This window comes from Kitasatospora sp. NA04385, from assembly GCF_013364235.1.
Lineage (GTDB): Bacteria > Actinomycetota > Actinomycetes > Streptomycetales > Streptomycetaceae > Kitasatospora.
Genome location: NZ_CP054919.1, coordinates 3,732,204 through 3,756,675, shown reverse-complemented (window position 1 = coordinate 3,756,675; position 24,472 = coordinate 3,732,204). Strand labels below are relative to the sequence as shown.

At 71.6% G+C, this 24,472-nt stretch carries 24 protein-coding genes and 1 tRNA gene; 11 read left to right on the top strand and 14 right to left on the bottom strand.

All coding sequences use genetic code 11. The annotated features are described in order from the left end of the window. Window positions 1-53: 53 nt before the first annotated feature. The 9 genes from HUT16_RS16705 to HUT16_RS16665 form a co-directional block, all read right to left on the bottom strand. Window positions 54-326: a hypothetical protein gene (locus HUT16_RS16705; protein WP_176188961.1), complete on the bottom strand. Its 273-nt coding sequence runs from the start codon at window positions 324-326 to the stop codon at window positions 54-56. 169 nt (window positions 327-495) lie between these two features. Further along, the gene (gene traB, locus HUT16_RS16700; RefSeq protein ID WP_176192706.1) at window positions 496-2,523 is read right to left on the bottom strand and encodes a plasmid transfer protein TraB; all 2,028 of its coding nucleotides are present in this window, start codon (window positions 2,521-2,523) and stop codon (window positions 496-498) included. Window positions 2,524-2,578: 55 nt separating this feature from the next. Beyond that, entirely contained in the window at window positions 2,579-3,100 is a 522-nt protein-coding gene (traA, locus tag HUT16_RS16695; protein ID WP_051827572.1) for a plasmid transfer protein TraA, read from the bottom strand. Between the two features lie 83 nt (window positions 3,101-3,183). Beyond that, window positions 3,184-3,531, bottom strand: a complete 348-nt coding sequence (locus HUT16_RS16690) for a hypothetical protein (RefSeq protein ID WP_176188960.1) — start codon at window positions 3,529-3,531, stop codon at window positions 3,184-3,186. A gap of 13 nt (window positions 3,532-3,544) precedes the next feature. Further along, window positions 3,545-4,090, bottom strand: a complete 546-nt coding sequence (locus tag HUT16_RS16685) for a hypothetical protein (protein ID WP_176188959.1) — start codon at window positions 4,088-4,090, stop codon at window positions 3,545-3,547. Window positions 4,091-4,099: 9 nt separating this feature from the next. Further along, the gene (locus HUT16_RS16680) at window positions 4,100-4,537 is read right to left on the bottom strand and encodes an NUDIX hydrolase (RefSeq protein WP_176188958.1); all 438 of its coding nucleotides are present in this window, start codon (window positions 4,535-4,537) and stop codon (window positions 4,100-4,102) included. 22 nt (window positions 4,538-4,559) lie between these two features. Then, window positions 4,560-6,062, bottom strand: coding sequence for a DUF2637 domain-containing protein (locus HUT16_RS16675; RefSeq protein ID WP_176188957.1), 1,503 nt, complete (start codon window positions 6,060-6,062; stop codon window positions 4,560-4,562). Window positions 6,063-6,166: 104 nt separating this feature from the next. Further along, the gene (locus tag HUT16_RS16670; protein WP_176188956.1) at window positions 6,167-6,562 is read right to left on the bottom strand and encodes a WhiB family transcriptional regulator; all 396 of its coding nucleotides are present in this window, start codon (window positions 6,560-6,562) and stop codon (window positions 6,167-6,169) included. Beyond that, on the bottom strand, window positions 6,562-6,813 hold the full coding sequence (locus HUT16_RS16665) for a hypothetical protein (RefSeq protein ID WP_176188955.1): 252 nt from the start codon (window positions 6,811-6,813) through the stop codon (window positions 6,562-6,564). Before HUT16_RS16665 ends, HUT16_RS16670 begins: the two co-directional genes overlap by 1 nt. Window positions 6,814-7,684: 871 nt before the next feature. On the opposite strand from HUT16_RS16665, the gene HUT16_RS16660 reads away from it, so the two are divergent. Further along, the gene (locus tag HUT16_RS16660; RefSeq protein ID WP_176188954.1) at window positions 7,685-8,533 is read left to right on the top strand and encodes a GntR family transcriptional regulator; all 849 of its coding nucleotides are present in this window, start codon (window positions 7,685-7,687) and stop codon (window positions 8,531-8,533) included. Continuing rightward, window positions 8,530-9,219, top strand: a complete 690-nt coding sequence (locus HUT16_RS16655) for an HAD family hydrolase (protein ID WP_176188953.1) — start codon at window positions 8,530-8,532, stop codon at window positions 9,217-9,219. The genes HUT16_RS16660 and HUT16_RS16655 overlap by 4 nt, the downstream gene beginning before the upstream one ends. 129 nt (window positions 9,220-9,348) lie before the next feature. On the opposite strand, the gene HUT16_RS16650 is transcribed toward HUT16_RS16655, so the two are convergent. Then, entirely contained in the window at window positions 9,349-10,290 is a 942-nt protein-coding gene (locus HUT16_RS16650) for a HEPN domain-containing protein (RefSeq protein ID WP_176188952.1), read from the bottom strand. A gap of 401 nt (window positions 10,291-10,691) precedes the next feature. On the opposite strand from HUT16_RS16650, the gene HUT16_RS16645 reads away from it, so the two are divergent. Continuing rightward, window positions 10,692-10,777 (top strand) — tRNA-Ser (locus HUT16_RS16645). A 220-nt stretch (window positions 10,778-10,997) separates the two neighbouring features. Beyond that, window positions 10,998-11,891, top strand: a complete 894-nt coding sequence (locus HUT16_RS16640) for a YDG/SRA domain-containing protein (RefSeq protein ID WP_176188951.1) — start codon at window positions 10,998-11,000, stop codon at window positions 11,889-11,891. Between the two features lie 54 nt (window positions 11,892-11,945). Here HUT16_RS16640 and HUT16_RS16635 read toward each other — a convergent pair whose 3' ends face one another. Further along, window positions 11,946-12,884, bottom strand: coding sequence for a restriction endonuclease (locus HUT16_RS16635; protein WP_176188950.1), 939 nt, complete (start codon window positions 12,882-12,884; stop codon window positions 11,946-11,948). A gap of 129 nt (window positions 12,885-13,013) precedes the next feature. After that, complete coding sequence (locus HUT16_RS16630; RefSeq protein ID WP_033214354.1) at window positions 13,014-13,235, bottom strand: hypothetical protein; 222 nt, start codon at window positions 13,233-13,235, stop codon at window positions 13,014-13,016. 110 nt (window positions 13,236-13,345) lie between these two features. Between HUT16_RS16630 and HUT16_RS16625 the strand changes: the two genes are divergently transcribed. Both HUT16_RS16625 and HUT16_RS16620 read left to right on the top strand, forming a co-directional pair. Continuing rightward, a complete protein-coding gene (locus HUT16_RS16625) occupies window positions 13,346-14,710 on the top strand; it encodes an FAD-binding oxidoreductase (protein WP_176188949.1) in 1,365 nt (454 codons plus the stop codon). A gap of 847 nt (window positions 14,711-15,557) precedes the next feature. Continuing rightward, complete coding sequence (locus HUT16_RS16620) at window positions 15,558-15,890, top strand: hypothetical protein (RefSeq protein WP_176188948.1); 333 nt, start codon at window positions 15,558-15,560, stop codon at window positions 15,888-15,890. A gap of 242 nt (window positions 15,891-16,132) precedes the next feature. Here the strand turns inward: HUT16_RS16620 and HUT16_RS16615 are convergent, their stop codons facing one another. Then, window positions 16,133-16,981: a DMT family transporter gene (locus tag HUT16_RS16615; protein WP_176188947.1), complete on the bottom strand. Its 849-nt coding sequence runs from the start codon at window positions 16,979-16,981 to the stop codon at window positions 16,133-16,135. A 416-nt stretch (window positions 16,982-17,397) separates the two neighbouring features. Here HUT16_RS16615 and HUT16_RS16610 point away from each other — a divergent pair, with 416 nt between their 5' ends. The 3 genes from HUT16_RS16610 to HUT16_RS16600 all read left to right on the top strand — a co-directional run bounded on the left by HUT16_RS16610 (window position 17,398) and on the right by HUT16_RS16600 (window position 21,268). Further along, window positions 17,398-18,510 carry a DUF1906 domain-containing protein gene (locus tag HUT16_RS16610; protein ID WP_176188946.1) on the top strand — a complete coding sequence of 371 codons (1,113 nt, stop codon included), beginning with the start codon at window positions 17,398-17,400 and terminating at the stop codon, window positions 18,508-18,510. Window positions 18,511-18,889: 379 nt separating this feature from the next. After that, the gene (locus HUT16_RS16605; protein WP_176188945.1) at window positions 18,890-20,560 is read left to right on the top strand and encodes a long-chain fatty acid--CoA ligase; all 1,671 of its coding nucleotides are present in this window, start codon (window positions 18,890-18,892) and stop codon (window positions 20,558-20,560) included. A gap of 120 nt (window positions 20,561-20,680) precedes the next feature. Then, on the top strand, window positions 20,681-21,268 hold the full coding sequence (locus HUT16_RS16600; RefSeq protein WP_176188944.1) for a DUF4396 domain-containing protein: 588 nt from the start codon (window positions 20,681-20,683) through the stop codon (window positions 21,266-21,268). Window positions 21,269-21,334: 66 nt separating this feature from the next. On the opposite strand, the gene HUT16_RS16595 is transcribed toward HUT16_RS16600, so the two are convergent. Continuing rightward, the gene (locus HUT16_RS16595; protein WP_176188943.1) at window positions 21,335-22,054 is read right to left on the bottom strand and encodes a hypothetical protein; all 720 of its coding nucleotides are present in this window, start codon (window positions 22,052-22,054) and stop codon (window positions 21,335-21,337) included. A gap of 211 nt (window positions 22,055-22,265) precedes the next feature. Here HUT16_RS16595 and HUT16_RS16590 point away from each other — a divergent pair, with 211 nt between their 5' ends. After that, window positions 22,266-22,943 (top strand): response regulator transcription factor, encoded by a 678-nt coding sequence (locus HUT16_RS16590; protein WP_176188942.1) that lies wholly within the window; start codon window positions 22,266-22,268, stop codon window positions 22,941-22,943. A 73-nt stretch (window positions 22,944-23,016) separates the two neighbouring features. After that, window positions 23,017-24,471 carry a cell wall metabolism sensor histidine kinase WalK gene (locus HUT16_RS16585; protein ID WP_254897836.1) on the top strand — a complete coding sequence of 485 codons (1,455 nt, stop codon included), beginning with the start codon at window positions 23,017-23,019 and terminating at the stop codon, window positions 24,469-24,471. The last annotated feature ends 1 nt before the right edge of the window (window position 24,472 follow it).

Here is a 24,472-nt window from a genome sequence, read left to right as displayed (position 1 = left end):
ACCAGCCGCCGGGGCGGGTGCTGGGCGGCACGGCGGCAGGCACAGACCGAAGGTCAGAACGGCGGCTCGTCGCTGTAGACGGGCTCGCGCCAGCCGAACAGGCGGCGGGCGATCCACCGAGGGATGACCACGGAGCGTTCCGGGTGGTCGGGGTTCCAGCAGGCGCACGGGACGTACTCGGTGCCGGCGTACTCGCCGTTCTCGTCGCCGTAGTCGTAGGCCCAGCCGCCCTCGCCCCAGCACTCGGGGCAGCGCGGGCGGGGGGTGTCGGCGAGGACGAGCAGGGGCCGGTGGTCGGCGCGGTAGTGCAGGCGCAGGCGGGGCATCGGCGCGGGTTCCTTCGGGGTGAGGAGAGCCCGGTGGCGGCCCGGTCGGCCGGTCCGCCGGACTGTCGGGTGAGGTGTCAGAAGCGGGTGTCAGACGGCGTCAGGACGCGTCTGACACTCCGTCTGCCTAGGAGATTGGGTGTCAGGGGGTGTCGGGTGTCAGGAAGTGTCAGACGAGGGCCGGGGCGGGGGTGATGCGGTAGCGGCCGGCCTTCGCGGTCGGGACGAGTCGGCCGTCCTCGATGAGGCGGCGGAACTCTCCGGAGACCCACTGGCGGCCCCGGCCGAAGCGCTCGGCGTGCTTCATGACGTCCTTGGGGCCGATCACCATGACGCCGTCCTGCTCGAACTCGGCAACGATGGCGTCCATCGCGGCGCGGGCCTCCTCGGCGGTGAGGTCCGGCCCGGTCGGGTTACCGAGGGTGATGGCGGCGAGGGTGTTCGGGACGGGCGGGAGTTCGGTCTGCGGGTCGAGGTGGGCGTCTTCCGCGTCCACCCGGCCTGTCGTCTCCGGCTCCTGCGGCTGCTCGTATTCGTCGCCGCGGTCGCTCTCGTACACGCTGTCCTGCCCGTCCTCGTCGTCGTCGCGGCGGTGGGTGTAGGCGTTGCCGACGGCGGCGGTCGCGGCCTTGGCGGTGACGGGGTCGACGGTGGCGCCGTTGCGGCGGGTCCACTCGGCGAGCTGCTCCATGACGCGGGCGGCGTTGCCGGTGAAGCGCCAGGTGCGGCCGGGGGCGCTGTGCCGCTGCTCGTCGACACCGGGGGTGACGAGGTAGCAGTAGCCGGGCCGGCGGTTGCCCCAGGCGCCTGGTCGGGCACCGGCGTCCAGGACCGGGGCGGGCAGTGCCATGCCCTCGTCGCGCGGGTCGAGGCCGAAGGTCAGGACGGACGGCATCGAGGCGCGGGTGCTGGTGGAGATCTGGTCGTGACTGGGACGCTGAAGGGAGATGACCAGCGCGATGCCGGCCGAGCGGGCCTCCTGCGCGGTGCCGGTGAAGGCGTCCTCGCCCATGAAGCGCAGGGTGTTGGCGGCCTCCTCGAACCAGCCGACCAGGAACGGCATGCCCGCGCAGCCGCAGGCCCGGCCCTTCTGGCAGGAGTGCTCGGGGTCCGTCTGCTGCTGGGCGGCGGCGGGGGTCCACTGGCGGTAGCCGTGGGCGCCGAGCCAGCGGGTGCGGGCGGGGATGACCGCCTGGAGCGCGGTGACCATCGTCTCGGTCGCGGCCCCGCCTTCGACGGCCCAGTCCAGGCCGGGCCGCAGCGGTCCGAAGTCCTGGAAGCTCTTCGGGTCGGAGAGCCACACGATCACGTCGCGGCGGCTCATGATCTCGGTGAGGACGTTCAGCGCGCCATCGCCCTTGCCGGAGCCGGACATGCCGCAGACCAGCAGGTGCGTAGAGTTGCGGCCCGCCGCCGGGTCGCCGGGCAGCCAGAGCTGCAGGGGCGAGCCGTCGTCGTAGCGGCCGATGACCAGCGGGTCGGCGATCGAGCCGCCGACCTGGGTGGGCATCTCCCACTCGACGACCTCGGAGAGCATGTCGCGGGGCACCACGACCAGGCTGCCGCGGCGGGCGGAGTCCGGGTCGGGCAGGTAGCGCACCGCGGTGGGGGCGACGTCGAGGGCGGAGGCGATGTTGCCGAGCGACCGCGTCACGTCGTCGTTGGTCAACTCGCCAGCAGGGAGCGAGATTTCGGCGGTGAGGCGGTTCGGTTCGACCTCGGTGCGGCGGATCGCCGCCCCGGCGAGCTTGACCTTCTCCAGCAGCGAGCCGTCCGCGTCGGTGGCGGTCTGGACGGCTTCGGGGTTGCGGCGCATCACCTGGCGGACGTTCCACGACAGGGCGAGCACGGCCCCGCCGATCCAGAACGTGCCGAAGGTCAGGCCGTTCCAGCCCGCCAGCGCGACGCCGGTGAACCAGGCGCTGCCGGCCGCGACGGTGACCGCCGAGTGCAGGCGGCGCTGCGGGGTGGTGGACTTCCCCGCCCACGCGGTCGCGCCGGTCAGGGCGACGGAGCCGAGGGTGAGGCCGACCGCGTACCCGGTCGAGCCGTGCGCGGGTACCCATGCCAGCGACCCGGCGACGCCGGTGGCGGCGGCGGTGATCCACGGCGGGGTGTAGGGCTTGGCGCGGTGCGCGACCCACGCGGCGACGCCGCCCGCGTTGCTGGCGCCCTCCAGGGACTCCCGGTGCTGCACCTCCGCTTCGGCGGCGCTCTTGCTCGTGTTGTTCCTGGTCACGGCCGGTCTCCTCTCAGAACTGGAAGGGGCGGTGCTGCGGCTGCGGGCGCTGGGGGGTCATGACGTCGGCGTACTCGCGCTGGAAGGCGGCCCACGCGGCGGCGGCGTCCTTCGCGGCGTCGGTGAGCGCGTCGGCGGCCTTGGCAAGCTTGCGGGCCACCGCCCGGGCCCGCATCTTCCGGCTGAACGGGTTGTCGCCGGGCACGTTCGGAGCCTGCTCCAGGGCGGCCTTGAGGATCTCCGCCGCCACCTCCACCTCGATCGCGGAGTAGGCGCCGAACGCCCGCAGCGCCTCGCAGTAGGAGCGCACGTCGGCGGCGGAGTAGAACGCGGGCTCGGGCAGCGCCAGCGGGCTGGTGCGGCCCACCCCGGTGCCGGGGTTGGCCGCCGCACCGGGCTGCTGCGGCACGCCCGGCGTCCCCTTGTTGATGTTGATGTTGAACCCGGGGGAGAACGTCGCCCCGGAGCCGAAGCCGTTGCGGGTGTTGCTCGTGCTGTTGGTGCCGCCGGTCGGCGTCTTCGCCTGGTTGGCCATCGCGGTGCCTCCCCATGCGGGCCGGGACTGTCCCGACTCCCCACCCCCGCCCGGCCGTTGAGCCGGGAAGGGACGGGCAGTCGTCAGTTCTTCCGCATGTCGCGGATAATCCACCGGATCACCAGCGACGTGACGGCCAGCGCCAGCGCGGCCATCCCGACCGCCAGCAGCGCGGCCGTGGCGGCGAGCAGCACCGGGATCAGCACCGCGGCCGCCCCCGCGCCGGCGGCCACGTAGCCGCCGAAGCGCGAGACGGCCGCGTTGTGCTCGGGCTGCACCACGACCGGCGCCGGCGCGGGTGCCGGGGCGGTGGGCAGCAGGGCACCGCTGTGGCCGCTGTTCAACTGGGCGGCGACCAGCAGCGCCAACTGCTGGAGGTCGACGTTGGAGCCGCCGTCCGGCGCGGGGACGACGTTGAGGTGACGGGTCATCGGAACTTCTCCTTCAGCTCTGATCGGCGGCGAGCGGGGCGGTTGGCTTCTTCCTTCGGTGCTGCCACCAGGCGCCCTGAACAGCGAAAACACCGATGAGCCACAGCAGCGCGACAACGCCGTCGGCCGGGCCGAACCAGACAGCGGCGGCCGACCAGGCGAGCGCGGCGGACGCGACGACGACCGGAACGGTCAGGGCACGGGCCCGGCGGCGCACGGCCGGACGCGAGTGCCGGTACGCCGCCACCGCCCATCCGGCGGGCAGCAGCAGGCCAGGAACCGCCATCGCCACGGCGGCGGCGGGCACCGTCAGCGCCAGCACGCCGGTGCCGATGAAGAGGCCAACCCCCGCCCCGGTCGGCGCGAGGGCGATGCGGTGCCGCCACGCCAAGCGGGCGGTGGCGAGCGCGAACCTGCTGGTCAGCGAGCCCTTGGTGTGGGGCACGACGACGACCACCGGTTCGGCGCCGTCGCCGAGGTGGATCACGTGCGCGGCCGGGCCGGAGCCCCGGCCGCGCTGGGCGGGTATGCGGATCTTGGACGTGCGGACGCGGGTCATGGCGCCTCCTCAGGGGCGGATGGTGAGGGGCAGGGCCCGGGTGTCGGCCACGATCAGCCGGTGGTCGAACGCCAGGTCCGCCGGCAGGTCGGCGAGCGGCACCCACTGCACGGAGGCGGCGTCGTCCCCGGCCAGGGCCTCGGTGCCCTCGGGCACCCGCACCGCGTAGGCGGCGCCGATGTACCGGCCGCGCGGGTCCCTCTCCGGGGCGTCGTAGAGACCGACGAACACCAGGTCGGCCGCCTCGACGCGGACGCCGGTCTCCTCCAGCAGCTCGCGGGCGGCGGCGTCCCGGGAGGTCTCGCCCGCATCGACGTGGCCGCCGGGCAGGGCGAACATGCCCTGGTAGGGCGGCCAGCCGCGCTCGATCAGCAGCACGGCGTCACCCCGGAAGCACACCACGTCGGCGGTGTAGCGCAGCGCCTCGAACTTCTCGATCTCGGGCATGTGCAGTTCCCCTTGAGGCAGGTCAGAGGTGGGCGGGGGCGGTGGGACGGTAGCCGGCGGCGAGGAGGTCGGCGGCGTCGGCGCGGCGCTGGGAGGCGGTGGCGAGGGAGACGCCGAGGTCGTCGATGATCGCCTGGAGGGTGACGGCCTCGACGTCGCCGCCGGCCGCGAGGATCATGCGGGCGACGCGGCGGGCACCCCGGGCGGCGGGCGTCAGCTTCGCGGCGTCCTCCGCTTCGACGGCGCGCAGCTCCGCTTCGGCCGCGCGCTCGCGCGCTTCGGCGGTGCGCTGTCGGGCCGCCGCTTCGGCTTCCTCGTCCTCGGCGCGGGCGCGGTTGGCGGCGGTGGTCCGGCGCTTGGCTTCGGCCGTGCGCTCGGCCGCTTCGGCGGCTTCCTGCTCCGTTTCGGCCGCGAGCTTCGCGGTTTCGGCGGTGCGCCGGCGGGTGTTCTGGAGTTCCTCTTCGGCTGTCGCCTCGGCTTGCTCGGAGGCGATCGCGCGGGCCTGTGCTTCGGCCGCGCGGGCGCGGGCTTCGGCGGCGCTCCGCTCCGTTTCGGCGGCGGCCTGGGCGGTTTCGGCGGCGCGGGCGCGGGCTTCGGCGGCCTCCTGCACGGACGCGGCGGCGGCCAGTTCCTCGGCCGACTGGTCCAGGCGCTGGACGGCTTCGGCCTTGCGGCCGGCGGCCAGGGTGCGGGCGGTGGCCGTCGCCTTGGCGGTCGCGGTTTCGGCGCCGACCTCGTACCCGGCGGCCTCCACCCGGCCCGCCGTTTGGAGCCTGGTGATCTCCAGTTCGGCGGCCCGCTGCTCGGCCCGCACCGCGGCGTTCTTCTCGAACTCGGCGGCACGCTCGGCCCGCAGCCGGGCCCGCTCGTCGGCCTCCTGCGGCAGGGCCAGGGCCTCGTCCACGCTCAGCCCGAAGCGCTCCATCACCAGGGGAAGCAGCAGCTCAGCGGGCGCGTTCTTCAGGTTCTTGCCGTGGTCGCGCTCCAGCATCACCCGGTAGACGGTGCGCTCGCGCTCCAGCTCGATCGCCTGCTGGTAGGAGTCGATGCCCCACAGCCGCATCCGCCGGTACATCGCGAACGACGGGCCCGGGGCGAGGATCCAGCGGTGCAGCGGCACGCCGTCTCTCTGGTGGCCGGCCTCGATCCGGGTGATCCGGATGACCAGGCGGCGACCGGCCTCCACCACCGCGACGAACATGATCGGGATCACGGCGTGCATCGCGGTGCCGGTCGGATTCGCCAGCGGCGGGCCGGCGGAGGCGGCGTTGAAGTAGATCGTCGCGGCGGTGAAACCGTGGGCCAGCAACCGCAGCATCGGCCACGGCGTGCCTTTGCGGATCAGGTGCAGATCCATCGCCAACAAGGCGACGATCCCGGCGTCCACACCGACCGGGAACGCGTAGCTGAAGCGGCCGAAGCCGTGGGTGAAACCGAGGTCCCGCAGCGCGGCGTAGGAGCCGCTGAAGCCGATCCCGGCCAGCGCCACCGCACCCACCGCGGCCACCACCGTCAGGCCCAGCATCAGCCTGCCCGAAGCCCTCGACCCCGTGGCCGAAGCGGCGCCGGGCGCGGCCGAAGCCGGGGCGGCCGGCGCCGAAACGCGGAAACGCGGGAAGGCCGACGTGCTCACGCGGCACCCCCGAGCCCCGCCTCGGCGGCGGCCCGCTCGCGCAGACGCCGGCGGTGCCGGCGGTTCTCCTGGGCGTGCTTGAGCTTGCGGCGCTCGTCGGCGTCCAGGCCGCCGAAGATCCCGGCGGGCTCGCTCCGCTTCAGCGCGCCGTCCAGGCACAGCAGCCGCACCGGGCACCGGGCGCAGATCATCTTCGCCCGCCGCACCGCGAACTCGAACACACATTCCCCTTCGGGGGCGTCCGGGTCGACCTCGGGGAAGAACAGGTCCGGGTCGACGCCCTTGCACGCCGCACCCGGCAGGAAACCGCTGGCCGGCGCCGTGAACGGGGCCGCGGGGGCGATGTGCGGGTGGCAGGTGCCGCGCAGGCCCCGCCGGTGGATGCGGGCCATCACGCCGCCACCTTCCACGCCCGCACCCGGCCGCGCTCGGCACCCGCGCCCATCAGCCGACGGGCCACGCTCCGGGCGGTGAAGTCCAGCTCCCGCAGCACCTCCCGGGCCACGTCCAGCCGGGCCGCCTCCTGCTCCGGGCTCTCGCCCGGCACGCCGGCGAACAGGTCGGCGTCCACGCCGACGCCGAACGCCAGCTCCTTCAACTCCTCGGCCCCGAGGGCCTCCTGTCCTGCGACAATCGTCTTCACGGTCTACCTCGATCTCAGGTTGTCGGTAGGCCCAGGGGCCGCCGCGCGTTCCTTGGCCGGAGCGCGGCGGCCCCGAATCGGGCCCGGACCACTCGGTACGTCACGAGCAGCCGCGGCACCCGGCACGCACCAACGGCCCAACCTGGGCCGGCTGTTGCGTGCCGGGCACCGTGATCACTCGTAGGCGATCAGAAGCAGTGGGCCCCGCCCGCGATCAGCGGCGGGGCCGGATACATCGGCGAACCCTCACGGTTCGACCTCCTTGCGAATCAGCCCTGCTGGGCTGCTGATCGGGAGTGCCCGTCCTACGGGCGTCAGGGGTATCGGTCCTGGTCCGGCGCTTCCTCTCTGCTCAGCGCGAGCAGGGCGGCACACCCTCGGGTGCTGCATGGCTTGCTGCCGCCGGTGACGTCACCCGGTCACCTCGGGGGCGGTCTGTCTCATCCCGCCACATGCTTCGAGACCTCGCTGGACTCCTCGGCTCCCCGGCCTGCCGTACGAATCGGCCTGGCCAGCGTCCGTCCGTCCCCACGCCCGCCAGAGCGGGCGGCGTGCCACCGCGTAGGGGGAGGGCTTCGTTCGTCACGGCGGTTCGCCCCCGGCCTCTCGACCTGGGCGCCTACCGTGACTGCCGCCCTCGCGTCGGTCTCGCATGATCCCTCTTCAGTTCTCAAGCAACAGCGCTCACTTCGGACGGGTCTCACCCCGCCCTCCAGGCGCGTCCGTGCAGCTCAGAGCAGCCCAAAGAAGGCCACTCTGTGTCGCCCCTGTCTCACTGTGTGGCGACACACACAACATAGGCAACCTGCCTAAGCAGGTCAAGAGGGTTGGGTTTCTCGCGCATGTTGGGCATCCGCCCTAGGATTGCTCCATGAGCCTCGACCCGGATGACTCCCGACCGCCGTATCAGCAGGTCAGCAGCTCTCTGCGAGCGTCGATCCTGACCAAGAAGCCGGGCTTCGAGACCGGCGACAAACTCCCGTCCGGCCCCGAACTCGCCAAGCACTTCGGCGTTGCGCGCGGCACCGTGGACAAGGCTCTCGACCTGCTCAGGCAGGAGGGGCTGATCGTCACCCGGCAGGGCAGCGGATCGTTCGTCAGGGAGCGCACGTCCCGCCCTGTCGGCCTCCGGCCGCACCTCGAAGCCGCCTTCGAGCAGAAGCACGTCACGCTCGACTTCGCCGGCTTCTCCAGCGAGACCTTGCACAACGCCTTGGTCGAGCCGCTGGACAAGGTCCGAAGCGGCCGGCTCGCGCCTGAGTCCATCGCGGTGCGCCTGCTGCTGCCCGACACCTCTGCCCCGATGGCCGTGCCTGTCCTGGTCGACGGCCTTCAGGACGAGGTGGCGCTTCGCGAGCGGGCCCGGGACATCGCCCTCACCAACGCGAAGGGCATCGCCCACTCCGTCGAGGTGCTGGCGGAACTCGGCCTGGTCCAGTCCGCCAACGTCGAGGTCAAGGTGCACCGGGCGTCGAGCCTGTTCAAGCTCTACATCCTGAACCGGGCCGAGGCGTTCTTCGGCTTCTACCCGCTGCGCGAGCGGACCGTGGCGATCGATGGCGACTCGCACACGTTCTTCGACGTCACCGGGAAGGACACCACCCTCTTCCACCACGCCGTGGGGCCCGACGATTCGTCGCTCGGATCGCAGTACGTCCAGCAGGCCCAGACCTGGTTCGACAGTGTGTGGTCCACGATCGCGTACGAGCGTCAGCCATGACGGAGACGAACGCATCCCTCACGGACCTGCTCCGCCCGGTCAAGCACGTGCTGCTCGACTTCGACGGCCCGGTCTGCTCCGTGTTTGCAGGCTTCCCCGCGCCCGACGTGGCGCAGAGCCTCCAGGAAGGGCTGGAGGCTCTCGGGTGGAAGATGCCGGAGCAGGGCCAGGTCGAGACCGATCCGCTGGCCCTGCTCCGCCTGGTCGCGGAGCACCGCCCGGATCTCGTATCGCCCGCCGACCGGCGACTTACGCTGCTCGAAACTGGGGCCGTGCAGTCTGGCCGGCCGAACCCCGGTGGCGAGGCAGTGCTCCGGGCCTGCGCCGAGTCTGGGCGGGCGGTCTCGATCGTCAGCAACAATGCGACCGCGGCGATTGAGTCCTACCTTGCTGCGCATGACCTCACGCGATACGTCACGCGGTCGGTCGGTCGTACACCGGGTGATCCGGCATCGATGAAGCCAAGTCCACGGCTCCTTCTCGAAGCCATGAGTGGCGGCGAGACCCAAGACTTCATCTTCGTGGGTGACGCGACGCGCGACGTCGAAGCCGGGCTCGCGGCGGGGGTCGGCGCCATCGGCTATGCCAATAAGCCCGGTAAGCGCGAACGGCTCGAAGCCGCTGGCGCGCTTGTGGTGGTTGACTCTATGGACTCCATCGCAGCCGCCTTGGAGGCCAGCAGTTAGATGAAATAGCGCCACCGAAACTGCGGATTGCCAGTGCACGGCCGGGCCCGTGCACTGGCAATCTTACTTTCGTTCCGGCGCCCCATTTTCGAGTGGATATGTAGATATTATCCGACGCCTTGAGGAGATTTAGATCCATCCGGGTATTGCTGGAATATCAACTTTCTCCCACCATCCTGATTCGCCTTCCGGGGAGAAGAGATCGTCAATCTCTGGAATTCGAAAGAAAGGGGCCGAATCCAGAGCTTCAAGTGCTCCCTTGTAGCTAGAACAGGTGGAAGAAAGGCGTGCAATTGACGGTATGGCCCTCATCATGAACTGCTGAAGTCTAGTAATGTCGGCAATATCTGGCTCTTTTCCGTTGTGAACTAGGCGCGACCGGGAGGCGTAAATAGACTTCAAGCGTTTGGCCACTTTGTAAGAAGGCTCGCCTTTAGATGTGAGCAGTGCGCCGCGCTGGGACAGCCTGAAGGTGAGGTCGCCTTGAAGGCCATCGCCCAGAAGTGACTCGTATGCTACCGCCAACAGGAGTAGAGAATTCGAGAAATTTCGATCCTGGCGCTCGTAAACTGACTCTCTAAAGAAGTCCAGGGCGACGGATATGCGCTTATCTGGAGTGGGAGAGGGCCAGCTTTCGCAGATTTCTCCCCAGGCCGAGAGTCGTGATGAGCTGATGAAGCTGTGCCGGGCTCCTTTTATCATTCCCAACCATTTCACGCGTTCCCAGTGCTCTCCGTTGTATCTATCAAGAACTGCAGAGAATCCTGGAGCAACTCGCTCCGCACAGCACAGGAGAGAGATTTTTCTGCGGGAAAATTCCAGTAGCCATGCTGCTGGGCGGTCCGGAACATTGTGGATTTCCAGGCGCCAGCCGCCAAAGTACCTGTTGTATATGGAATATGCAACTCTGTCCTCCTCGTCCTTTTCGAGTCGGACCATTGCCATTTCGCCACCTAGGGGGATTCTCTGAGGTTGATCGATGAAGTTTTTCGATTCGTCTCGAACGATGACATCAAGGAGTATGCAGCAGATTCGCAGATCGCCCTCTTTGTAGGGCTTGAGGTTATCCATGGGCGAATTTTATCTAGAACTTTTCTGGAAATCAATCGATTTGGCGGATCGCGATTGAAGGAAAGATCTGGGATTATCCACTCTCGTCTTGTGAAGGCGAGGTTGGCATATGGGGCTGATTCAGGGAGAAATCAACCTACGTAGCTCGCCAACCGTTTCGGCTTCATGCGAGGCGTAGATGCTGAGGGAATAGGCCCGCAAGGCTGCTCAGTCGATAGCGCTGGTCTGCGGGCAGGACATCGTCTATGCGCTGCGCCAACACGGCCACTGCACTCCCAAGAGCGTGCGGTCTTGGCTCAACCGTGAGTTTCTGCTGATGTGAGTGGAAGAGCAGCCTCTTGTGGGCCAGGTGTGGGCCACCGGTTTCTTGTGAGTCGCAGTTGCAGGCTGCGTTCCTGTTCAGGGTGGGTGTCGATGGGCGGCTTCATCCAGTCTTGAAAACTGTCGTGGCTTCGCGCCACCGTGGGTTCAAATCCCACACCCTCCGCCCGAGCACGGCCCCCGACCAGCAGCGATGCGGCCGGGGGCCGTCGCCGTTCCCGGCTCGGTCGGTTCGCGGGTACTCCTTGAAAGCTTCGTGGTCGTACGACAGCATGGGCCTCCTGCGCCGGGGCGGGGACGTGGTGGTGCGGTAGCAGCGCCGGCCCGTGTCTCGGAGGCGGAAGAGAGCAGCTGTCAGGTCAGTCATGGTTGAGAGGGGGCGGCTCGTGATCGGTGAGGTTCCCGGCGTCGAGATCGGCCAGGAGTTCAGCTCGCGCCGCGAGGCGCACGAGGCCGGAGTGCACCGTCCGTTGCAGGCGGGGATCTGCGGGACGAAGCGGAGCGGTGCCGAGTCGATCGTGGTCTCCGGTGGGTACAAGGACGACCAGGACTACGGCGACGTCATCGTTTACACCGGGCACGGCGGGCAGGACGCGGCGAAGAACCAGGTCAGCGACCAGAGTTTGGACGATCCCGGGAACGCGGCGCTGGTCACCAGCCACCTTGAGGGCCAGCTTGTCCGAGTGCTGCGCGGGGCGCACCGGGGTTCGCACTTCGCGCCGCGCAGCGGGTACCGCTACGACGGGCTGTACCGGGTGGCAAGTTACGGCAGCACGGTCGGTACGGACGGGCACCGGATCTGGCAGTTCCGCCTGGAGGCGGACCAGGAGGTCGACGTACCCGAAACTCCCGACCAGGACGCGCAGTCGGTGTTGGTGACCGTTCCCGCCCCACCGCCGTCCGGGAACGCAACGCCCTTGCGGGTGCGGACGGAGGTGCAGCGGACCGTCCGCAGCGGGGCGGTCGTGCGGCAGGTGAAGTCCTGGCACGGGAGCGCTTGCCAGGTGTGCGGCCTGGTGGTGGTCCTGCCCGGGGGCGTGTACAGCGAGGGCGCCCACATCCAGGCGCTGGGCAGTCCGTACGATGGTCCGGACACCACGGACAACGTGCTCTGCCTCTGCCCGACCTGCCACGTGATGTTCGACGGTGGCGCGATCGTCCTCACGGACGACCTGGGCGTCGTCAGGCACGGCGAGCTGGTGGGGTCGCTGCGGACGCATCCGCAGCACGTCATCGACCCCGTGCGGGTCCGCAACCACCGCGAACGCTGGGGCGGTTGATCCGAACCGGCGCGGAGCTCGGGGCCGGCCCGGCGAAGGGCCGGCCCCGGGCGGTCAGAGCGTGATCGTCGGGTCAGTGCTGCGGTAGCCCTTCCCGTCGGGCCAGATGACGGCACATCCCTGGCTGGCCGCCAGGTCCAGCAGGTCGGTGCGGGGCTGGCTGGGGACCAGGATGGCCTTGAGGGGAGCGTCGAGGTACCGCGAGTAGTCGGCGAGCTGGCCGATGGCCATCCGGATGTTCTCGCGCGTGACGCTTCCCTTGGCCTCGACCAGCAGGTTCAGGGCTTCGACGTACACGTCGGTGTAGAGGGGGCGGGTCTCGCCGGTCGGCATGATCTGGTGCCGTCCCACCTGGTGGTTCTTGGTCCGCAGGTAGTCACCCAGGGCAGCGACGAGCTTCGACTCCTTCCGCTCGGCCTCGTACGCCTCGCGGTTGGGCTCGACGAACATCTTCTCGGTCAGCTGCTGCTCCAGGGGGAGGTGCTGCACGGGGTTGGAGCTGTCGGTGGTTTCGAGCAGCCGGCCGAGGCGGGACGTCGGGTCCTGGGGCCGGGTGTCGACGGGACGGAGCCGGAAGACGATGACCTTCCGGAGCGGTCCACCGTTCGTCTCCGGTGCGTCCGCCTCGTAGTACGGGTCGTCGGCGGCGATCTCGAATTCGCCGAGGTAGGTGACCAGGCCGCGGGCACCCTTGAAGACGCGCAGCGCGCGTCCTTCGGCCCGGTGGTTGAGGATGCTGGCGTTGCCCGAGATCATGCGCTGGTCGCCGTACTGCCCCTCGCCGCTGTAGTGGAAGTACCCGTCGGGCATCCAGCCGTCGTAGTAGCCGTGTTTCTCCCCGGCGACCGGGTCGGTGAAGACCATGACGTTCAGGGTCCTCGCCGACGGCCCGATGCCCCCCTGGGTCCGCCCGCCGAAACGGGCGTGGAGCTGCTTGCGCTCGATGCTGTCGCCGGGTGCCAGGTCCCATGCGGTGTGCTGCGGCTCGGTCATCTGTTCATCCCCCTGGTGTCGGGTACGCCGAGTCATCCGCCCGGCAGGATGAGCATACAAACACACCATGGGAATCGGATAGCGAATTTCGGCATCCGATTCACTGTTCAGTTCTGTCGGTCGGCTCGGTCAGAACAGGGTGGGCGGGACGTCCGGGGCGGGGAGGCCGGGGAGGGCGTCCTGCCACAGGGTGGCTTCGGTGAGCGGGAGTTGGCGCATGCTGCCGGTGCAGAGGCTGAGGGAGCGGCGGTCGCGCTTGTGGTCGTGGATGACGCCGTAGCCGGTGCGGCGGGTGGGCATGAGGGCGACCGGGCGGTCGCAGTCGGGGCACTGGATCCGGGGTGCGCGCATGGGACCAGGGTGCCGGAGCGGACCGACACCGCGGGAGGGGGCGGCGAGCGGTTGTCCGGGTGAGGGAGGGGGAGGGGAGGAGAGTGCGGACGAGTCGAGTGGAGGTTGTTGTGGGTGGGTTGGTCGAACGGCTGCGCGCGGGGCTGCCGGACGGGGCGGTCGCGGTCGATCCGGACGTCACGGCCGCGTACGCGCGGGACATGGCCGGGTTCTGCGCGGTGGGTGAGCCGGCGGTGCTGGTGTTCCCGGAGACGGTCGAGCAGGTGCAGTTCGTACTGCGGACGGCGACCGAACTGCGGGTGCCGGTGGTCCCGCAGGGCGCCCGGACGGGCCTGTCGGGCGGGGCGAACGCGGTGGACGGCTGCGTGCTGCTCTCGATGACCAGGATGAACCGGATCCTGCGCCTCGACCCGGTGGACCGGACCGCCGTGGTGCAGCCGGGCGTGGTCAACGCCGACCTGTCCCGCGCCGCCGAGGCCCTGGGCCTGGCCTACCCGCCGGACCCGTCGAGCTGGGAGTCCTGCACCATCGGCGGCAACATCGGCACCGGCGCCGGCGGCCTGTGCTGCGTGAAGTACGGGGTGACCGCCGAGTACGTGCTCGGCCTGGACGTGGTGCTGGCCGACGGACGCCTGCTCCGGACGGGGCGGCGCACCGCGAAGGGCGTGGCCGGGTACGACCTGACCCGGCTGCTGGTCGGCTCGGAGGGCACCCTGGGCGTGGTCGTCGAGGCGGTGCTGGCCCTGCGGCCCGCCCCCGGACCGCAACTCGTGCTGGCCGCGGAGTTCGACTCGGTGGATGCCGCCGGGCAGGCGGTGTGCCAGGTGATGGCCGCCGGGCACACGCCCTCGCTGATGGAGCTGATGGACGCCACCACTGTCCAGGCGGTGAACGAGATGGCCCGGATGGGCCTCCCGGAGTCGACCCGGGCCCTGCTGCTGGTCGCCTTCGACGGCCCGGACCAGCGGGAGCGGCTGGCCGCGGTCGGCGACCTGTGCACCGCCGCCGGCGCCACCGCGGTGGTGCCGGCCGAGGACCGGGCGGAGTCCGAGCTGTTGCTGCAGGCCCGGCGGCTGTCGCTGCCCGCACTGGAACGGCTGGGCACCACGATGATCGACGACGTGGCGGTGCCGCGCAGCGCGCTCGCCGCGATGCTGAACGGCGTCGCGGAGATCGCCGACCGCCACCGGCTGACCATCGGCGTGGTCTCGCACGCGGGCGACGGCAACACCCACCCGGTGGTGATCTTCGACGCCAAGGACGAGGACCAGACGGCCCGGGCCCGCAGCTCCTTCGACGAGATCATGGCGCTCGGCCTGGAACTGGGCGGAACGGTGACCGGTGAGCACGGCATCGGCCTGCTGAAGCGCGAGTGGCTGGCCCGGGAGCTGGGCCCGGTGGGGCTGGAGCTGCAGCGGCAGATCAAGGCGGCGTTCGACCCGCTGGGCATCCTCAACCCGGGGAAGATGCTCTGACATCGATGCCCTGACATCGGTGATGCGGCACCGGCGTCCTGGCATTGGTGTCTCGACATGGATGCTTCGACATGGATGCTTCGACACGGGTGACTTGGCATGGGTGACTCGACATCGGTGCCGAGTCATCAATGTCCCGACACGGGTGATCCAACACCGGTGTTCTGGCATTGATGCGCCGACACCGATACCGACACCGATACCGACACCGACGCCTTGCCGCGAGCGGCTCGGCATCGACACCCCAACACCGATGCGCCGACACGGGTGCCCCGGCATCGGCGTCCCAGCATCGGCGCCTAGACACCGATGTCGAGACACTGATGCCTGAACATCGATGCCCCGACACCGAAGTTTCGAACGGTCGGAACTATTTCCCGACCGCCGCAAGAAACCGGCCATGGAATTCGCGCAGAATTCGCCAGGTCATCATTATCCGGCATGCGGATGGTATGAGAATCCAGCCCGATCGGCCGAAATGTCGACTTCGTGCGGTCACCTACCCCGAACACGGCGCGGACGGGCCGTTCGTGCGCCCCGGGGCTCGCGCGACTCGCCGGAAACCGATCGTCGTGCGCCCGTCCGGACGGGGTGTCGGCTGCCGCCGTCCGGGCGAAGTGGCAGCTCGTAGGCGGTGTGTCTGTCGACGAACCGATCGGCCCGGGATTATGCGCCGTTGCCGCCGCGTCACGCTAATGGGGGAAAAGGCTCAGTGGTGCTGGTGCTTTGTCGATTTGTTGCGGAAGTCTGGTCCTCGGCGTCGCAGCCCCGGAGCCTCGTCTGGCCGCGAACTCCGGAACACCTTTACGTCTGGCAATACCGAGTAAGAACCAACGGAGGGAATCCCATGACGCGCTTCCGCACCACACGTCTGGCCGCGCTGGTCGCGTCCGTCCCGCTCGCAGCCGGTCTGCTGCTGGCCGGGGCGGGTGTCGCGGCGGCCGACAACGGTGCGGCTGCCGACCACGGCTCGAACAGCGGCGTGGTCTCGAACCTCGGCAGCGGCAACATCTTCGGGTCGGTCGACGGCAACTACAACTCCACCCAGCAGACGGCGACCGGTGCCGGCGCGTCGAACCAGAACAACACCCTCGGGGTGACGGGCAACTCGGGCGTCGTCTACGCGGACCAGTCCAACAAGAACTTCAACTTCGTCTTCGCGCCGGTCTACTCGTACTGACCTTCCGGCGGGAGGTGCGGACGGTTCGGCGGGGGCGCCGGACCGGACGGAGCACGGACCGCCGGGCACCCGGGAGTGGAAAGGGTCAACCGCCTCGGGGCGCACAGACGCACGACGATCAGAACCCCTCGGGGGCGCGGCACCGCCACGGCGGAGGCCGCGCCCCCGAGGGGTTTCTCCCGAGCGGGAAGGGCAGAAGAGGGGAGGCGGGGAGGGGGAAGGCCGGGCGGAAGGGCGGTGGCTCAGCGGCGCGCGGTGAGTGTCGCGCCGACGCTCGCGGCGACCACGCAGCAGATACCCAGCACCTGCGGCAGGCCGAGCAGCTGGCCGAGCACCAGCAGTCCGACCAGGGCGCTGATCGCCGGGTCCAGACTGACGACCACGCTGAAGACCCGCTGCGACATCCGGCGCAGCGCCGTCATCTCCAGCGCGTACGGCAGGACCGGGAAGAGCAGGGCGACGCCCGCGACGGCGAGCAGCAGCAGGGCGGGGGAGGAGGAGCCGGCCAGGCCGTGCAGGGCTTCGGCGGCGCCGAACGGGGCGAGGACGACGGTGCCGATGGTGAACGAGACGGCCAGGCCCTCGAAGCCCTTGAAGGCCGCGCCGACCTTGTCGGTGAACAGGATGTAGCCGGCGTAGCAGGCCGCCGCGCCGAACGCGTAGGCCAGGCCGACCGGGTCGAGGCCGCCGGAGCCTCCGTCGCCGCCCAGCAGGGTGAGCAGCGCGACCCCGGCGGCGGCCAGTACCGCCCACAGCACGTGCCCGGCGCGGCGGGCGAAGACCAGGGCGACGGCCAGCGGGCCGAGGAACTCGATGGTGGCGGCGGTGCCCATCGGCAGCCGGTCGACCGCCCCCGCGAACAGCAGCGTCATTCCGGCGGAGGCGATGCCCAACAGCCCGGCCAGCGCCAGGTCGCGCGGACTGCGCCCGCGCAGCCGGGGCCGGGTGACGGCGAGCAGCACGACGGCCGCGAAGGAGATCCGCAGGAAGGTCGCGCCCGCCACCCCCAGCACCCCGAACAGCGGCTTGGACGCCGCCACGCCGAGTTGCACCGCCAGCATCGACACCAGGCACAGCACCGGCGCAGGCACGCGTCCCAGCCGCGACCGCACGCCGTCCAGCACGCCGTCCAGCGCGCCGCGCCCCGTGCCGGAGCCCGCGCCAAGGTCTACGCCGCGCCCCGCACTGGAGTCCGCGCCAAGGCCCACACCGGGCCCCGCGTCCTGCCCCGTGCCGCGGCGCAGATTGCGTCGGCGGGTGCCGGTCGATCGGGTCTGGGCCCGGGGGACGCCGGTATCGGCCTTCGAAACGGAGGCGATGCTCGGGAGTTCGCTGGTGCTTTCAACGGTGAGGGACGTGCCTGGCATGTGATCGAGTCTGTCGTAAGGAGTGGTTGCGGTCAAAGCCGGTTACCGGTGAGCTGCGTCGCAGGGCCACCCGGGTGAGTCGGAAGCGTCGGCGGCGTGTCCTGCCGGGCGGGGTGACGGTCCGTCAGTAGTCCTGGAGGGTGCGCTACCTCGGCCCGGCGGCCCTGACGGCCGCGTCACTCGTCCTACTGCTCGCCACCGACCAGGACGCCGTCGGAATGCTGGCGGCCGGTCCGTCGGCCACCCCTGCCCGCGTCGAGAGCCGGGCCGCGAGCCAGACCGCCACCGGCCGGGCCTTCCCCGCGCAGGCCGCTCCCAGCCGGACCGCCCAGGAGTCGGCCGCCCCCGAGCTCGCCACCCGGCGGATGTCCACCGTGGCACACCAGGCCGCCCCGCTGACCGCCGCCGGGACCACAGCCGGGACCGCCCCGCTGACCGCAGCCGGGACCGCCGTCGGGGCCGTCGCCGAGGCGCCGCCCGTCCGGTTGAACCGCACGGTGCTGTCCGACCCGCTGCGTTCGCGCCGGGGCCCGCTGCCCGTCGAGGTGTTCACGGGCGCCGGGTTCGACGCCTGCACCGCGCCCCCGCTGGAGACCATGCGGGCCTGGTGGGGCACCTCCCCGTACGGCGCGGTCGGGATCTACACCAGCGGGCGGCAGCGGGCCTGTGCGCAGCCGGAGCTGACCGCGGACTGGGTGCGCGAGGTGCGGAGGACGGGCTGGCGGCTGATCCCGACCCACGTCGGACGGCAGGCCCCGTGCATGACGGCGAGCGGCAAGACGCAGCGGATCGACCCGGCGGAGGCGGTGCAGCAGGGCAAGGAGGAGGCCGCCGAGGCGGTGCGCGCGGTGCGGAACCTGGGGCTGCGCACCGGTACCCCGATCTACCTCGACATCGAGGCGTACCCGCGCGGCGACTCGGCGTGCAGCCAGGCGGTCACGGACTTCACCGTCGGCTGGACGCAGGCGCTGCACCGGGCGGGTTTCCGCTCCGGCTTCTACTCCTCCACCGACTCGGGCATCGCCGACCTGGCCGCCGCCGCCCGGGCCGGCAGCGCGCCGCTGCCGGACGCGGTCTGGTACGCCCGCTGGGACGACCGGGCGACCACCACCGACGGCGCGGGCCGGCTCGGCGACGACCTGTGGGCCGACCGCGCCCGGATCCACCAGTACCGCGGCAACGTCCAGGAGACGTACGGCGGCGCCACGCTGACCGTCGACCGCGACCAACTGGACGCCCCGGTCGCCCGCTGAGCCACCCCCCAGGCCCGCCCACCCCCAGGCCAGTCGCCGAGCCACCCGCCCGTCCGTCCGTCCGCTGAGCGCACGGATGACAGCTGCGGGAGCATGGGAAAACGCGTGGAGGCGCGCGGGAACGCGGCAGAGAAGCGCGGGAGCGCGTGAACGCGTGAACGGGTGATTCGCCCCCGTTCGAACGCGACGGACCCGGCCCGCTCCCGTCCGGCCGGTGCCGCCACGCCCCGGACTCGGGTGCGCACGTCTCGTGACCTGCGGAGGAGGGGTCGGTCTCATCTCGGTTGCGACTGCTGACAGCGGGGGAGGACCGGGAAACAATCGTAGGAATCGGTTGCTACCTGCGAGTAGCAACGTGCCGCCGGTCAAGGAGGACCCCGTGTACAGCACGATGCAGGACGTTCCGCTCACCGTCGCCCGGATTCTGCAGCACGGGGCCACCGTCCACGGCCGTTCGACCGTCACCACCTGGACCGAGGGCGGCCCGCAGGTGCGCACCTTCGCCGAGGTCGGGGCCCGTGCCGCGCAGCTGGCGCACGCGCTGCGCGAGGAGTTCGGGGTCTCCGGGGGCGAGCCGGTCGGCACCCTGATGTGGAACAACACCGAGCACCAGGAGGCGTACCTGGCGATACCGTCGATGGGCGCCGTGCTGCACACCCTGAACCTGCGGCTGCCCGCCCACCAGCTGGTCTACATCGTCAAGCACGCCGCGGACCGGGTGGTGATCGTCAACGGTTCGGTGCTGCCGCTGCTGGCCGCCGTGCTGCCGCAGCTGGCCGGCACCGTCGAGCACGTGGTGGTGGCGGGGGCGTACGACCCGGCGCTGCTGGCCGGGTTCGGCGGGACGGTGCACGACTACGAGGACCTGCTCGCGGGCCGCCCGACCGACTACCCGTGGCAGACCGACATCGACGAGAAGCAGGCCGCCGCGCTCTGCTACACCTCCGGCACCACCGGCGACCCCAAGGGCGTGGTGTACAGCCACCGCTCGATCTACCTGCACTCGATGCAGATCATCGCCGCCGCCAGCTTCGGCCTGACCGCCCGGGACACCGTGCTGCCGGTCGTCCCGATGTTCCACGTCAACGCCTGGGGCATCCCGCACGCGGCGTTCATGACCGGTTCGAGCCTGCTGATGCCGGACCGCTTCCTGCAGCCCAAGCCGCTCGCCGAGATGATCGACCGGATCAAGCCGACCTTCGGCGCCGCCGTCCCGACCATCTGGACCGGCCTGCTGGACGAGCTGGACGCCGGCGACTACGACACCTCCACCCTGGAGACCGTCGTCATCGGCGGCTCGGCCTGTCCGCCCGCGCTGATGAAGGCGTTCGAGGAGCGGCACGGCATCCGGGTGATCCACGCCTGGGGCATGACCGAGACCTCCCCGCTGGGCACCGTCGCCCACCCGCCGGCCGGCGCCACCGGCGAGGAGGAGTGGGCGTACCGGGTCACCCAGGGTGTCTTCCCGTCCTCCGTGCAGGCCCGGCTGGTCGGCCCCGGCGGCGAGACGATGCCGCACGACGGCGTCGCCGAGGGCGAGCTGGAGGTGCGCGGGCCGTGGATCGCCGCGGCGTACTTCGGCGGCGCGGGCAACGAGGCCGAGGCGCCCGAGGACAAGTTCAGCCCGGACGGCTGGCTGCGCACCGGCGACGTCGGCACCATCACCGCCGACGGCTACCTGACGCTCACCGACCGCGCCAAGGACGTGATCAAGTCCGGCGGCGAGTGGATCAGCTCGGTCGCGCTGGAGAACCACCTGATGGCCCACCCCGAGGTCGCCGAGGCCGCCGTGGTGGCCGTCCCGGACGAGAAGTGGGGCGAGCGCCCGCTGGCCACCGTGGTGCTGCGCCCCGGCGCCACGGCCGGGCTGCCCGAGCTGCGGGCCTTCCTGGCCGAGCGGGTCGCCTCCTGGCAGCTGCCGGAGCGCTGGTCGCTGATCGAGTCGGTGCCGAAGACCTCGGTCGGCAAGTTCGACAAGAAGGTGATCCGTGCGGACTACGCGGCCGACCGCCTCGACGTGACGGTGCTCGGCAAGGCGGACAAGGGCTGACGCGGGGCTGCCGGGCGGCCCTCCTCGCGAAGATCCGGAGAACCGGTTCGGAATACCCCTGGGGGGTATAACGTTCCCGGTGGTCGGGGAAACCCGCCGGACCGGACGAGGAGGGCCGTCATGGAGCACAGCACGCACCCGGAGCACGAGCACCACCACGCACAGCACGAGCACGCGCACGAGAACACACACGCGCACGCGAACGAGCACGCGCACCGCACCGGTCACCAGCAGCACGCGGGTCACGCGCACCACGCCCGCGCCCACGGCGGCGGCAGCAGCTGGCGCACCGCCGCGCAGGCGACACTGCACTGCCTCACCGGCTGCGCCATCGGCGAGGTGCTCGGCCAGGTGATCGGCGTGGGCCTCGGCCTGCACAACGGCGCGACGGTGGTGCTGTCGATCGCGCTCGCCTTCGTGTTCGGCTACGCGCTGACCATGCGCGGCGTGCTGAAGGCCGGTCTGCCCCTCCGGGACGCGCTCAAGGTCGCGCTGGCCGCCGACACCGTGTCGATCATCGTGATGGAGCTGATCGACAACGGCGTCATGGTGGCCGTGCCCGGGGCGATGGACGCGGGCCTCGGCCAGCTCCTGTTCTGGGTGTCGCTGGCCGGTTCCCTGGTGCTGGCCTTCCTGGTCACCGTCCCGGTCAACCGCTGGCTGATCGGCCGCGGCCGGGGCCACGCGGTGGTCCACGCCTACCACTGACCCCGGCCCCGGGGCCGTCCCCGCCGTACGAAGCAGTCCGGCCCCGGCCCCGGCCCGGTGCGGGCCTCAGCGCCCGGCGGCCGCGGTGCCGGTGGTGTTGCCGGTGACCGACCCGTCGGTGCCGTCGACCGTCACCAGGTGGCGGACGCCGTCCGCGCCGAGCACCTCCACCGACCAGGAGCTGCCGCCGCCCTCGCGGCCGACCACCGAGAGGGCGGCCACCTTGCCGTTCGGGACGGCCGCGGCGGCCTTGGCCAGCGCCTGGTCGGCGGGGACGGCGGGCAGCGCGGCGGGGGCGAGCCTCCCGTCCGGGCCGACCGCAGCACCCGCGCCGGCCGGGCCGTCCTGCCGGATGGTGACGCCGGGCGGCAGCGCCCCGTCGCCGGGGAGGACCCGGACCGACCCGTCCCGGTCGGTGATCACCAACTGGCCGGTCGAGCCGGGGAGTTCGGGGAGTTCGGGGAGGCCGGGGAGATCGGGAAGGCCGGGGACGCGGACCGGGCCCTGCACCGCGTAGGCGCGGCCGAACCCGGGCCCCCCGCGGTCGTGGTGGCGCTCCAGCGCCACCCCCGCGCCGACGGCCGCCACGCCCAGTACGACCGCCACGGCGGCGCCCAGCACCCAGCGCACCCCGCGCCGCCGGGGCAGCCGCACCGAACGCCGGGACGCGGTGGGTGCAGCGGGTGCGGCGGGTGCGGCCTCGGGCTCCGGCAGCGGCGGCTTGGTCAGCTCGGGCCCGGACTCCGCGACCGGCGCGGACGCGGACACGGGCACGGTTTCGGACACGGGCACGGTTTCGGACGCGGACGCGGACTCGGAATCAGACGCGGGCGCGGGCTCGGGCGACTGCGGTGCGGACATGCGGGTACGACCCCCTCCTGGGAACGCGGCCGGGGACCGATCCCGTCCGGCCGGGCGCCCAGCATGCAACCGCCCGCCTGAAGCCAGGCTGAAGCCGCCCCGCCGCCCGGGCCGGACGCCTGCGACGCTGTCTGCCATGCGCGTACTGGTGGTGGAGGACGAACGGCGGCTCGCCGCCACGCTGCAGCGCGGGCTGCGGGCCGAGGGCTTCGCCGTCGACCTCGCCCACGACGGCGCGGAGGGGCTGTGGCTGGCCACCGAGCACGACTACGACGTGATCGTGCTCGACATCATGCTGCCCGGGCTGAACGGCTACCGGGTCTGCGCCCGGCTGCGCGCGGCCGGTGACGAGACACCGATCCTGATGCTCACCGCCAAGGACGGCGAACTCGACGAGGCCGAGGCCCTGGACACCGGCGCCGACGACTTCCTCTCCAAGCCGTTCTCGTACGTGGTGCTGGTCGCCCGGCTGCGCGCCCTGGTCCGCCGCACCGGGCGCCGCCTGCCGCAGACCCTGGAGTTCGGCGACCTGGCGATCGACCCGGCCCGCCGGACCTGCACCCGGGCGGGCGCCGAAGTGCGGCTGACCACACGGGAGTTCGCGGTGCTGGAGTGCCTGGCCCGGGCGTCCGGCGGGGTGGTGTCCAAGCGGGAGATCCTGGAGAGCGTCTGGGACGCCGCGTTCGACGGCGATCCCAACATCGTCGAGGTGCACATCAGCGCCCTGCGCCGGAAGATCGACGCCCCGTTCGGCCGCAGCGCGGTCGGCACGGTGCGCGGGGCCGGCTACCGGCTGGCGGTGGACGGTGGCTGACCGGGCGGGGCCCCTGCACCGAGCCCTTCAGCGAGCCCTGCGCCCAGCCCTGCGCCGGGCCCCGCACCGGGCGTTGCGCGCAGCACTGTGCCGGGCCCCGTACCGAGCCCTGCGCCGACTGGTGCCGCGCTCGGTGCGGGCCCGGGCGACCTTCGCCGCCACCGCCGTGGTGGCCCTCGCCCTGGGCGGCACCGCACTGGCCCTGGTCGGCGTGCTGCAGGCCAACCTGACCCGGGACGTCCGGCAGAACGCCGCCCGGCAGGCCGACAAGGTGGCCGCGCTGGCGGAGCGCGGGCACCTGCCGCGGATCATCGTGGGCACCGACAACGGAACCGTCCGGGTGATCGACGAGCGGGGCAGCCTGATCGCGACCACGTCCGACCTGGTGCCCGGGTTCGGCCTGTCGCTACCGCCGCTGCCGCCGGTACCGGCGGTGCCGCCGGCGCCCGAGCCGTTCGACCGCGGGCGCGAGTGGCGGCTGCCGGACCCGGCGGGCGAACGCTACGTCGGACAGCTGATGAGCGACTCCGGGCAGCAGGTGGTCTCGGTGTCCGTCAACGGCCCGGACGGGAACCTCGTGGTCTACTCCTCGGCCTCCCTGGGGCCGGTGGCGGCGGCCGAGCGGATCGCCACCGCCGCGCTCGCCGTCGCCCTGCCGCTGCTGGTGGCCCTGGTGGCCCTGGTGACCTGGCGGGTGACCGGCCGGGCGCTGCGCCCGGTGGAGGCGATCCGCTCCGAGGTCGCCGAGATCACCGGTCACGACCTGCACCGCCGGGTGCCGGTGCCGGGCACCGGCGACGAGGTCTCCCGGCTGGCCGTCACCGTCAACTCCACCCTGGACCGGCTGGAGGACGCCGGGCAGCGCCAGCGCCGCTTCATCGCCGACGCCTCGCACGAACTGCGCAGCCCCATCGCCGTGTTGCGCACCCAGCTGGAGGTCGCGCTGGCCCACCCCGACCCGGAACTGTGGCCCGAACTGCTCGCCGACGCCCTCCAGGACACCGTCCGCCTCCAGGACCTCGCCGCGGACCTGCTGCTGCTCGCCCGGCTGGACGCCGCCGACCCGGTCGCCACCGAACTCCTCGACCTGGACGTGCTGTTCGCCGACGTGCTGGACGCCCGCCCGGCCGACCGCGTCCCCGTTCGGGCCGAACTCGCCGATGGGGCAAGGGTGCTGGGCAACCGCACCTGGCTGACCAGGATGCTCACCAACCTGGTGGACAACGCCCAGCGCTACGCGGACCGCCGCATCGAGGTCCAACTCGCCGTCGAGGACGACGAGGTGGTGCTGGAGGTGCGCGACGACGGGCCCGGCATCCCGGAGCCGGACCGGGAGCGGGTGTTCGAGCGGTTCACCCGGCTCGACGACGCCCGCAGCCGCGAACTCGGCGGCGCAGGGCTGGGACTGGCCATCGCCCGGGACCTCGCCGAGCACCACGGCGGCACCCTGGCCGCCGCCGAACACCCGTACGGCGCCCGCCTGGTGGCCCGCCTCCCGTCGGCCGGGCCACCTGCGCAGGGCAGTTGAC

Bases quoted from the DNA above. Each gene is read 5' to 3' on its own strand.
- HUT16_RS16705 (WP_176188961.1), bottom strand. From the start codon at position 326: ATGCCCCGCCTGCGCCTGCACTACCGCGCCGACCACCGGCCCCTGCTC.
- traA (WP_051827572.1), bottom strand. From the start codon at position 3,100: ATGGCCAACCAGGCGAAGACGCCGACCGGCGGCACCAACAGCACGAGC.
- HUT16_RS16690 (WP_176188960.1), bottom strand. From the start codon at position 3,531: ATGACCCGTCACCTCAACGTCGTCCCCGCGCCGGACGGCGGCTCCAAC.
- HUT16_RS16685 (WP_176188959.1), bottom strand. From the start codon at position 4,090: ATGACCCGCGTCCGCACGTCCAAGATCCGCATACCCGCCCAGCGCGGC.
- HUT16_RS16680 (WP_176188958.1), bottom strand. From the start codon at position 4,537: ATGCCCGAGATCGAGAAGTTCGAGGCGCTGCGCTACACCGCCGACGTG.
- HUT16_RS16675 (WP_176188957.1), bottom strand. From the start codon at position 6,062: ATGCTGGGCCTGACGGTGGTGGCCGCGGTGGGTGCGGTGGCGCTGGCC.
- HUT16_RS16670 (WP_176188956.1), bottom strand. From the start codon at position 6,562: ATGGCCCGCATCCACCGGCGGGGCCTGCGCGGCACCTGCCACCCGCAC.
- HUT16_RS16660 (WP_176188954.1), top strand. From the start codon at position 7,685: ATGAGCCTCGACCCGGATGACTCCCGACCGCCGTATCAGCAGGTCAGC.
- HUT16_RS16655 (WP_176188953.1), top strand. From the start codon at position 8,530: ATGACGGAGACGAACGCATCCCTCACGGACCTGCTCCGCCCGGTCAAG.
- HUT16_RS16650 (WP_176188952.1), bottom strand. From the start codon at position 10,290: ATGGATAACCTCAAGCCCTACAAAGAGGGCGATCTGCGAATCTGCTGC.
- HUT16_RS16635 (WP_176188950.1), bottom strand. From the start codon at position 12,884: ATGACCGAGCCGCAGCACACCGCATGGGACCTGGCACCCGGCGACAGC.
- HUT16_RS16630 (WP_033214354.1), bottom strand. From the start codon at position 13,235: ATGCGCGCACCCCGGATCCAGTGCCCCGACTGCGACCGCCCGGTCGCC.
- HUT16_RS16620 (WP_176188948.1), top strand. From the start codon at position 15,558: ATGACGCGCTTCCGCACCACACGTCTGGCCGCGCTGGTCGCGTCCGTC.
- HUT16_RS16600 (WP_176188944.1), top strand. From the start codon at position 20,681: ATGGAGCACAGCACGCACCCGGAGCACGAGCACCACCACGCACAGCAC.
- HUT16_RS16590 (WP_176188942.1), top strand. From the start codon at position 22,266: ATGCGCGTACTGGTGGTGGAGGACGAACGGCGGCTCGCCGCCACGCTG.